This window comes from Brevundimonas diminuta ATCC 11568 (assembly GCF_000204035.1).
Taxonomy (GTDB): domain Bacteria; phylum Pseudomonadota; class Alphaproteobacteria; order Caulobacterales; family Caulobacteraceae; genus Brevundimonas; species Brevundimonas diminuta.
In genome coordinates, this window is record NZ_GL883084.1 from 490387 (window position 1) to 501345 (window position 10959).

The following is a 10959-nucleotide window of genomic DNA, read 5'->3' on the forward strand; positions in this document are numbered from 1 at the left end:
CGTCAGCACCCGCTCGCCCACCATCGCCGTCTGGTCGCGCCGGATCGCCGTCGACCGCTGGAGCCGTCCAGCGGACGTGCGCATCGCGCGCTGCCTGATCCACGGCTCGGTGCGGGTGTGGGGCATGGGGGCGGACGGGAGCTATGACGACCTGCGCGCCTCCTCCCGCACCGCCGACCACACCGCCGCCGCCCAGGCGGCCGCGCCCAGCCATATTGCGCTCGATGAGGTGATCATCCGGGGGACGGGATCAATCCCGCTCTACATCGGTCCCGGCGTCACCCGTCTCACCCTGACCCGATCCACGCTCGAGGGCCGCAGCGTCTCCACCGCCCTCTACCTGGACGCCGAAAGCGCGGACAATCGGATCGAAGGCAATCTGTTCCGCACCCGCACCGAACGCGAGATGATCGCGGTCGACGGATCCGCGCGAAACCGCATCACCGGCAATCGCTTCGAATTGGGCGGGCGGCCCGGCGTCTTCCTCTATCGCAACTGCGGCGAGCGCGGCGTCATTCGTCACCAGACGCCGTCATACAATGTCATCACCGACAACGCCTTCACCGGCGTCGCCCGCTGGCGTCCGCGCCTGGTGGTCGAGAACGCCCGGCAAGGCGGCCGCGCCTACTGCGGCGCCGACAAGGGCTACCCCTGGGGCAGCAGCGCCGATGATCGCGACGGCGCATCGCAGAACACGGTTCGTGACAATTTTCGAAAATGAGCGTAATTTTTGCCTCATATTCCGAATATATTTCAGTATAGGGCAATTTATTCCAGTCTGTGCCATTATTGACGCAATTCTGACTTGCTTGAGGCAAGCCTCGCCGTAATGTCGTCGGCGCAGGCCGTTCGGTCCTGCACGTACCGCGAGCCGTCGGTTCAGCCCCATCGTAGGGGGCGGGCGACGGCTTGTTTTGTTCAGGAGAGGGTCTCTTTTGAGAAAGAGAATTGTCCGCGAGTCCTTGCTCGCCTCGACCATCATCGGGGGCGCCGCCCTCAGCTTCATGGCCGCCACGCCGACTTTCGCCCAAACGGCCGAAGAAGAAGTTTCCGAAGTCAGCGCCATCGTCGTCACCGGCTCGCGCATCCGCCAGCCGGGCTATGAGGCGTCCAGCCCCATCACGTCGCTGAGCTCCGAATCCATCGCCATGTCGCAGCCCGTCGCGGTTGAAGAACTGGTCAAGGATCTGCCGGCCGCCGTGCCGGCCGTCGGTTCGGCCACCAACAACGGCTCGGGCGGCGGCGCGACCATTAACCTGCGCGGCCTGGGCACCAACCGCACCCTGGTCCTGATCAACGGCCGCCGCGTCGTGCCGTTCAACCTGGAAGGCGTGGTCGACACCAACACCATCCCGCTGGCCCTGGTCGAGCGTGTCGACACCGTCACGGGCGGCGCTTCGGCCGTGTACGGCGCCGACGCCGTCGCCGGCGTGGTCAACTTCATCCTGAAGAACAATTTCGAAGGCGTTGAGGTCAACTCCTCCTACGGCTTCTCGGGCGAGGACGACGCCGTTCGTCGCAAGTTCGACGTCACCATCGGCGGCAACTTCGCCGAAGACCGCGGCAACGCCGTCGTCAGCTTCGGCTACACCAAGACCGATCCGCTGTATCAGGTGCGTCGCCCCTGGGGCGAAGTCGCGCTGTCTTCGACCTCTGGCAAGCCGCTGGGTTCGGGCACCTCGGTCCCCGGTCGTTTCGACCTGACCCCCGTCAAGGGCGGCGTCGCCCTGCCGTCGGGCGCTGAACTGGACCCCACCACGGGCGCCCTGATCGGCTCGGACCACCCGAACTACAACTCGGCCGGCTATAACTACAATCCGTACAACCTGTACCAGACGCCGCTGAGCCGTTACCAGATCAACGGTCTGGGCAGCTTCAAGATCAACTCGGCCGCCGAAGTCTACAGCCACTTGACCTATGTCCAGAGCGACGTCTCGCTGGACAACGCCTCCAGCGGCACCTTCGGCAACACCTACAAGGTGCCGATCGGCAATCCGTTCATTCCGGACGCCATGCGCCAGCAATTCTGCGGCGCCCTGCTGATCGATCCGGCCAAGTGCGTCGCCGGCGCGGCGGGCGACACCATGATGGATCTGACCATCAACCGTCGCTTCACCGAGATGGGCACCCGTCCCGTCGACATCGAGAACAAGACTGTCCAGTTGCTGGCCGGCGTGCGTGGCGACATCAACGCCGACTGGAACTACGACGCCTACATCTCGCACGGTGAAACCCAGCAGCTGCTGACGCGCCGCAACTGGGGTTCGCTGTCCAAGCTGCGCAACGCCCTGAACACCGTCTCGTCGACCCAGTGCCTGGTTCCCGGCGCCTCGACCCCGGTCGCGGGCTGCGTGCCGATCAACGTCTTCGGTCCTGAAGGCACGATCACCAAGGAAATGATCGACTACATCAACCTGTCGTCGATGAGCAAAACCACGATCAAGCAGGACGTGGCCTCGGGCTCGATCTCGGGCATCCTGCCGGAGCAGTTCAGCAGCCCCTGGAGCGAGCGTCAGATCGCCGTCGCCTTCGGCGCGGAATGGCGCCGGTCCAGCGCCGAGACCCGCGGCGATGCGGCTTCGCAAGCCAACGGCGAAATCCTGGGCACCGGCGCGCCGGTTCCGGATCGCAACGGTCAGTTCGAACTGCGTGAAGCCTTCGCCGAACTGGCGGTGCCGCTGATCGAGAACATGCCGTTCATCCACAGCCTGAACCTGGAAGCCGGCTACCGCCAGACCGAGTTCAAGGCCGGCGGTTCGAAGACCAACTACGGCAGCTACAAGTTCGGCGGCGACTGGTCGCCGATCGAGGACGTCCGCGTCCGCGCCATGTATCAGCGCGCCACCCGCGCCCCGAACATCGGCGAACTGTTCAACCCGCAGGTCACCGGCCTGGGCAACATGGCGATCGATCCGTGCCAGCTGGACCTGATCAACAGCGCCGACGCCAACACCGCCGGCACGCTGAGCAACCTGTGCCGTCTAACCGGCGTGCCGGAAGGCGCGATCGGCTACGTGGCCAAGCCCAACTCGGGCCAGGTCAACCAGCAGACCGGCGGCAACCCGAACCTGGGTCCGGAAGAGGCTGACACCTGGACCATCGGCGCCGTCTGGCAACCGGCCTTCGTGCCGAGCCTGCGCCTGAGCCTCGACTACTATGACATCAAGATCGACAAGACGATCAACAGCCCCAGCCTGGCTGATGTCATGAACGGCTGCTACGACAAGGCTCTGAACCCAACGCTGGCGTTCAACGACAGCTGTAAGGCGATCCAGCGCAGCGCCGCCAACGGTTCGCTGAACGGCGTCGACGCCAAGGGCGTCATCCGCCCTACGACCAACGCCGGCAACGAGCGCGTCTCGGGCTTCGATATCGCGGCCAACTACCGCGTCGAACTGTCCGACTTCGGCTGGGGCGACGTCGGCCGCCTCGACCTGAGCGTCAACGGCAGCATCCTCACCAAGCACGAGACCCAGGCCACCCCGGTCTCCGTGCTGCGTGACTGCGTCGACTACTACTCGGTCTCGTGCGGCGAGCCCAAGGTCAAGCAACGCTGGAACAGCCGCGCCACCTGGACGATGGGCGACTACTCGGCCTCGCTGAGTTGGCGTCACCTGTCCGGCGTCGAAGTCGAGCCGAGCAGCACCAAGTGGTTCCCGGACTACGCCCAGATCGACAGCTACGACTACTTCGACCTGAGCGGCCGCTGGGACATCACCCAGACGGTGCGTCTGACGGCGACGATCAACAACCTGTTCGACAAGGCGCCGCCGATCGTCGGCTCGCAGATCGGCACCACGTCGGCGAACAACGGGAACACCTTCCCGCAGACCTACGACGCGATCGGCCGCTACTTCACCTTCGGCGCCACGCTGAAGTTCTGATAGCGTTCAACGCATAAGAAGAGAGGCGGAAGACCCCGGTCTTCCGCCTCTTTTTTGTTTGTAGATCAGCCGGCTTGCCGGGTCAGGCCGGGCGCCCTGTCGCCAAGGCGCCGTAGAGGTCGGTGCGGCGATCGCGGAAGAAGCCCCAGGCCGCGCGGTGGCGATCCAGGAAGCCCAGGTCGAAGGTGTGGACGAGGACGCCCTCTTCGCGGTCCAGGCTCTCGACCAGATCGCCGCGATGATCCGCGATGAAGGAGTGGCCGTAGTAGGTCTGGCCCGCTTCCGTCACCTGTTCATGACCGATGCGGTTAGCGCCGACGACCGGCACGACGTTGGACACGGCGTGCCCCTGCATGGCCCGGCGCCACGGGGCGGCCGTGTCCAGGGTATCGTCATGCGGTTCGGTGCCGATAGCCGTCGGATACAGCAGCACCTCGGCGCCCTGCAGCATCATGGCGCGCGCCGTTTCCGGGTACCACTGGTCCCAGCAGATGCCGACGCCGATGCGGCCGAAGCGCGTGTCCCAGACCTTGAAGCCGGTGTCGCCGGGGCGGAAATAGTACTTCTCCTGATAGCCGGGGCCGTCGGGGATGTGGCTCTTGCGATAGACGCCCATCAGCTCGCCGTCGGCGTCGATCATCACCAGGCTGTTGAAGTAGTGCGGCCCTTCGCGCTCGAAGATCGAGACAGGTAGGACCACGCCCAGTTCCTTGGCCACCGGCTGGAGTTGCGTCACGGCTGGATGCTCGCGCCAGGGATAGGCGGAGCCGAACCACTTCTCTTCCTGGGAAACGCAGAAGTACGGTCCCTGGAACAGCTCCGGCGCCAGGATGACCTGGGCGCCCTTGGCCGCGGCTTCGCGGATGAAGCCGATGGTCTTGTCGATGTTCGCCTGCATGTCCTCGCCGTAGGCGGTCTGGATGGCGGCGACGGTGATCTGACGGGTCATCAGGCGGGCTCCTGCTGGCTGATGCAGTGGAACGAACCGCCGCCCGACAGGATGGCGGTCGACGGCAGGGGGATGATCTCGCGATCGGGGAAGACGGTCGCCAGGGCTTCGCAGGCCAAGCGCGCGGCCATGTCATTGCCATAGGTCGGCACAACGACGGCGCCGTCGGCGATCAGGAAGTTCATGTGGCTGGCCGGGACCGGGCGCTCGTCCTCGTCCAGGATCAGACCGGGCGAAGGGATGCGCAGCACCTTGATCGGACGACCGGCGGCGTCGGTCATGGCGGCCAGAGCCTGGGCCGTCTGGTCATAGACCTCGGCGTTGGGATCCTTGGGGCCGAAGCCGACCGGGCAGGCCGCCACGCCCGGCGCGACGAAGCGGGCCAGATTGTCGACGTGGCCGTCGGTGTGGTCGTTCAGCAGGCCGTCGCCCAGCCACAGCACCTTCTTGGCGCCCAGGGCCTGCGCGAAGGCGGCTTCGGCCGTCTCCTGCGTCCAGCCGGTGTTGCGGTTACGGTTCAGGACGCACTGGCGCGTGGTCAGCACCGTGCCCTCGCCGTCGTGATCGACAGCGCCGCCTTCCAGGATAAAGTCATGGCGAGTCAGGGCGACGCCCGTCTGTTCGCCGATCTGATCAGCGACCTCATCATCGTGCGGCAGGTCGTACTTACCGCCCCAGCCGTTGAAGACGAAGGCCTGAGCCGACGCCGAGCCGGCGCCGAAGATCGGCCCGGTGTCGCGCAGCCAGATGTCGCCGAACCGCCCGGCCACAACCGTCACGCCCGCCACATCGGCGAAGCGCGCCTGGGCGTCGGCCAGGGCCTCGTCATTGCCGACCATGAGCTTGACCTGCTCGCGGCCCGGCCCGGCCAGGGCGCGCACCAGGGCCTCAACCTCGGCCTGAGCCGGCTCGAGGTTCTCCTCCCACAGATCGGCATGGCTGGGCCAGCCGACCCACATCGCGCGATGCGGAGTCCATTCAGCGGGAACAGGCAGGGTCATGGGGCGAAAACGTCCACACAAAAGGATGAAGCACGAAGGGGGCGAGATAGGCCCTGACGACGCCCGGTTCAATGGCGACGGCGCGTCGCGCATTGAAGCGCCCAACGCCCTCAAGCAGCACGGCAGCGCGCTAGGGCCGCTCAGAAAGAAAAGGGCGGCCCGTCGCCGGACCGCCCTTCCCTTCTCAGATTGTCGTTCGCTTAGAACTTGTAGCGAACGCCGAACTTCACCTGCCACACCGACTGGTTGTTGTAGTTGGTGGCCGTCCAGTCGCGGAAACCGTCGTATTGATAGAAGTTTCCACGACCCGCCGCGCAAGTTTGAAGCTGGCAGTTGCTAGCCGTGACGCCACGCGAGAAGTAGGGGAAGCCGACTTGCTGGATCACGCCCCACTCGTCGTTGAGCAGGTTGCCGATGTTCTCGATATCGACATAGCCTTCCAACTTGGCGCCGCCCGGGAAGAAGGCCGGCAGCTCTTGCGAGATACGCAGATCGAAGCGAGTCACGTCCGGCGACTTGAAACCGTTCCGCGGCGTGATCTTGCCTGCATAGTCGATCAGGCCCGTACGCTTCAGATAGTCGTTGAAGGCCGCCATGGCGACATTCATGTCGCCGCCGAAGTCACGCGCGAAGTTGCCGCCGTAGGTCACCAGCGGATCGCTGCTGACGGAAACCAAGCCGTCGCTGCCGACCGCCGGCACGTAGAGCAGCTGACGGTTGCGACGAGCATACTCGTTCGCTTCGCCAACCAGACCCGACCCGGTGAAGGTGTGGCTGAAGGGCAGACCCGAGCGGCGCTCGCCGAACAGGTTGAAGCTGGTGCGATAGTCGCCGAAGAACTTGCGGCTATAGCTCAGGTTCAGCTTGGTCGAGTGCTTGATCTCATAGTTCGAGGTCGCCACTTCCGGGCTGTTCGGGTCGGAGACTGCAACCTGGCCGAAGTTCGACGCAGCCACCGAGGAGGTGCCGGGGTGGACTTCGGTCGCATCGACGTAGGTGTAGGACAGGTCGAAGCCCAGGCCTTCGGCCCAGCCTTCGTACCAGGCCTTGTTCACGCCGACGGTGAACTGATCCGTCTTGCCGCCCTTGAAGTTGGTCAGCATCAGAACGACCTGGCTGCCGTTCGGGCCCGAATAGGTCGGACGACCGTCCGGCGCGACGCCGTTCTGGCGCTTGGCCATGTTCAGGTCGACCCAGCCGATGGCGTTTTCGACTTCCGAGTGAACATACTCGGCGCGCACCGCCCAGCCGTCGCCCATGCTCCAGCGGTTGAGGTCGAAGTCCTTGGTCAGGCCCAGCGACGTCTTCCAGATGGACGGCGCCTTGAAGGTCGGGTCGATCACGTTGATCGCGCCCGTGCCCAGCTTGGCGCTCTCGGTCACAGCGTCCTTGGCGACCTGGTTCGGATTCAGGCCGTCGACGTTGGTCAGCGTCGCCAACTGTGCGGCCGAGCAGACCGGAACGCCGTTGTTGACGTTCTGGCTGGTGTAGCCGTTAGCGCGGCACTGGAACTGGCCGATCAGGTTGCCCGGGTTCGAGAAGTTGTTCGAAATCCAGACGTTCGGCGAGCCGCCCGAGAACAGGCCGAAACCACCGTAGACGTTGAAAGTGTCATCGACGCGGTAGTTGAAGCCGAAGCGCGGCTGCAGAAGGCTGATGCCGTCCAGATTGTGAGTGTTCGAGAAGCCGTACTTGTCCTCGAACGCCTTGTTGTACAGCGGCTCGTCCGACATCTCGTACCAGTCGAAGCGCAGGCCCGCGCGCAGCGTCAAGCGATCATTCACATCCCATTCGTCCTGGGCGAACAGGGTGTTGGTCGTGTAGCCGAAGCTCGCGCCGCCATCGACCTTATTGTTGGTCACAGCGTTCTGGTAGTTGATGTAGGAGGCGCGACGGTTCTGCAGGTCGGCCAGCGAAGCGAACTCATACTCGCCGTTCGCGGCTTGCACGAAGACATTGTAGATTTCGAGATCTTCACGTTCATAGCCCGCCGTCAGGCGGTGACCCGCGTTCTGATACTTGGCGACGAAGCGGTACTGGTTGAGGTCGTTCGTCAGCGAGTTGGCGTGACGCGAACGTTCCGGCCCGAGAACCACCGAGCGACGCTGTGCGGCGCCAACGGGATCCAGATAGACACGGAAGGCCGCGAAGTCCGAACCGCCCAGGTTGCTGGTGATGTTCTCGCTTTCCTTGCGCGAGATCGACAGCTCGGTCGAGAAGTTGTCGGTCCAGTCAGAGAACAACTGAGCCTTGTAGGCCGTGATGTTGCTCTGGAAATCATACCCTTGCGACAGCAGGCCAACGCTCGGCGTGGTGTTGCTGGTCGAGGTGCCGTTCAGGCTCAGACGCGAACCTTGCGTCTGCTGGTAGGACGCCACCGCACGGTGACGGTCGTTGATGTTCCAGTCCAGCTTGGCGAAATACTTCTCGTCGAAGGTCGTCAGATTGCTCGTCGACCAATCCAGCGGGTCGTAGCCATAGACCGACTTCACGGCGTTGCGGACCGAATCGACGTCGGCCTGCGTGATGCCCGGCACTTCATTGGTGGCGCCCGAACCCGTCGGGCCGGAAAGCACCGGCTCGGTCGCTTCGAACTTCTCGTAGTTCAGCAGGAAGAACAGGCGATCCTTGATGATCGGACCTGACAGGGTCGCGCCCCAGGTCTTCTCTTCGAACTCGCCGGTGACCGAGCGGTTGATCGTCTGGCCCGACGACATGTCTTCATACGAGAAGCTGTCGCCTTGCAGATCCTGGTTGGTGATCTCGTAGAAGGCTTCACCGCGGAACTCGTTGCCGCCCGACTTGGTGACCGAGTTCACTACACCGCCCTGGAAGGCGCCGTACTGGACGTCATAGGGGGCGACATCGACCTGAACCGCTTCCAGGACCGAGATCGAGATCGGCGAGTTCACGGTCGGATAGCCGTTAGGCGACAGACCGAAGTCGTCGCCCTGACGGATGCCGTCGACCATGAAGGCGTTGGTGCGGCTGTTCTGACCGCCCAGGATCAGGGCGTCGCTGTTGGTCGAGTCGACCGACGCGAACGGCGAGGTGCGGACGAAGTCCTTGATGTCACGGCTGATCGTCGGGAGGGTTTCGATCTGCTCGGCGCCGATACGGGTGCGCGGACCGGTGATCAGGCCGCCGCCGCGAACGCCGCGCACGACCACGTCGGCGACCGAAGTCGCGTCGTCAGACGCCGAAACCGTCGCCGTCAGGTTCAGGGCCGTCGGCGAGCCGATGCTGACGGAGGGAACCTGGCCCGAGACTTCGCCTTGCGCCGTCAGCGCGGTCACGACGTAGGGGCCGCCGACGCGCAGGTTGCGCGCCGTATAAGAGCCGTCAGCACCGGTCACGGTGGTGGTGCTGGTGCCCGAGGGGATGTGGGTGACGACGACCGTGGCGTTCGCCATCGGCGCGCCCGAAGCATCCGTAATCACGCCCCGGATACCGCCCGTGGTTTCCTGGGCGAAGGCGGCGCTGGAGGTCGCCAACAGGATGGCTGCGGCGGAAACCCCATAGGCGAGGTTGCGGTTCAACATTGGTGCTGTGATCCCTTTACGACGCCAGATGCCAGAACGACGATCCGCGCGGTCATTGATGAGGCGGCTTTAGGCCCCCCGTCCGACGCTCGGGCGACAGCTAGATGACAGAATGATGACAGCGCTTCGGGGTGGCTTGGGCGCCACACCGAAAAAGGGCCTTTCAGCGACCTAAATAAGCCGGGTCGACAGAGCGTCCGCCACCCGCCCGGCCGTCGCCGCCATGACGCGCGGCTCATGATAATTGCCGTTGATCTGGGTGCGATTGATCACATAGGCGCGGAAGGCGGCGAACAGCTGGCGTTCGGCAGGACGCGGCGCCTGCCAGAAGGCGTCCAGCGGCTGTTGATCCGTCAGCCCCTCGAAATCGAAGAAGGCCTGCCCCAACACCTTGACCGGCGTGCCGAACCCCAGAGCCGACAAGGCCGCGCTGGAATTGTTGACCACCATGCCCTCCGAAGCCCGGCACAACTGAGCCAGATTACCGCCGTCGATGAAATCGACGCGGCCTTTCAGCCCGCGCGCCTCGGCCATCCGGCGCGTCTCGCGGGCGAGATTGACGATGCCCGGGTCGAGAGGATGGTTCTTGACCACCAGGCGGCTGTGCGCCGGCGCGCCGGCGGCGAAGCTGTCCATGACCCGCGCCAGGAAGGACAGATTGTCGTGGATGTCGGAATAGCGCAGCAACTGGGCGTCGCCGTCGCGCTGCAAGCAGGCGATGAAGAAAGGCCCCTTGGTCCGAAGGCGGTCAGCGTTGCTGGCCCCTTGCGGCCGCATGCCTAGCCCCAGATAGCGGCGAACATGCCCCAGACATTGCCGCAATGGCGACGCCGAATAGTGATGACGGAAGCGCGGAAACAGCAGCCACCCCAGCGGCTGCACCGCATGGTAGAGACTGATGTTGATGACGTGGTGCGGCAGAATTTTGCCGACAGGACGCGAGACCGGGAGTTCCGGCGGCGGCGGCGGATAGCCTGACGCCGAGCGAGGCAAGGCGCTGGAGCCGTTCACCCCATTGCGCTCCAGAGTGATCCAGTCAGGCCGGAAGTAGCCATTCTCGAGAACCCAGACGCGCGCCTTCAACCGGCTCGCCTGATTCAGGACGCCCTGATTATAGGGACCGCCCTCCCCGAACACGATGATATCTGTGAACTCGGCCTCGAGAGCCGCCAGTCTTTCCGGCCACAGCTCCGCTCCCTCGCGGAAAGGCAGACCGCCCGAACGGCCCCAGTTCGAGACATCTCCGGCGTTGAACAGCATGCGCCGCACGTCACCGCCACGCGCCTCAATGGCATGCGCCAACACGCGCCCGAAACGGCCGAAAGGCGCGGACACGATGAGGAAGCGACGGCCGATCAGATCAACCTGGACCTGAAGACCTAGCTCAAACTGATCAGGATCAAACGGCGCGAGCAAACGCTGATATCTTTCGAGGAGCGAGCTCTATTAATAGCCCGGCCGGAGTCTTGGCAAGGTGAAACTGAACCCGATTTTGAACCTAAGCTCTTGAATCAAGGCCGCCGAACCCAGATCGAGTTCGGCGGCCTGATCAATCAATCGACCAAGGTTTCGGGAGCCGATCA

At 64.4% G+C, this 10959-nt stretch carries 6 protein-coding genes; 2 read left to right on the top strand and 4 right to left on the bottom strand.

Annotated features, from left to right (window positions below; all coding sequences use genetic code 11):
- Both BDIM_RS02460 and BDIM_RS02465 read left to right on the top strand, forming a co-directional pair.
- Positions 1–721, top strand: a 721-nt coding sequence (locus tag BDIM_RS02460; protein ID WP_081461817.1) for a right-handed parallel beta-helix repeat-containing protein, incomplete at its 5' end; no start/stop codon positions are given.
- A 214-nt stretch (positions 722–935) separates the two neighbouring features.
- Positions 936–3884: a TonB-dependent receptor domain-containing protein gene (locus BDIM_RS02465; RefSeq protein WP_040344589.1), complete on the top strand. Its 2949-nt coding sequence runs from the start codon at positions 936–938 to the stop codon at positions 3882–3884.
- Positions 3885–3966: 82 nt separating this feature from the next.
- On the opposite strand, the gene aguB is transcribed toward BDIM_RS02465, so the two are convergent.
- The 4 genes from aguB to BDIM_RS02485 form a co-directional block, all read right to left on the bottom strand.
- On the bottom strand, positions 3967–4833 hold the full coding sequence (aguB, locus tag BDIM_RS02470; RefSeq protein ID WP_003163984.1) for an N-carbamoylputrescine amidase: 867 nt from the start codon (positions 4831–4833) through the stop codon (positions 3967–3969).
- Positions 4833–5834, bottom strand: coding sequence for an agmatine deiminase family protein (locus BDIM_RS02475; protein ID WP_081461818.1), 1002 nt, complete (start codon positions 5832–5834; stop codon positions 4833–4835). Before BDIM_RS02475 ends, aguB begins: the two co-directional genes overlap by 1 nt.
- A 200-nt stretch (positions 5835–6034) precedes the next feature.
- Positions 6035–9376, bottom strand: coding sequence for a TonB-dependent receptor (locus tag BDIM_RS02480; RefSeq protein ID WP_003163986.1), 3342 nt, complete (start codon positions 9374–9376; stop codon positions 6035–6037).
- Positions 9377–9547: 171 nt separating this feature from the next.
- Positions 9548–10636, bottom strand: coding sequence for a capsular biosynthesis protein (locus tag BDIM_RS02485; protein ID WP_244911912.1), 1089 nt, complete (start codon positions 10634–10636; stop codon positions 9548–9550).
- Between the last annotated feature and the right edge of the window lie 323 nt (positions 10637–10959).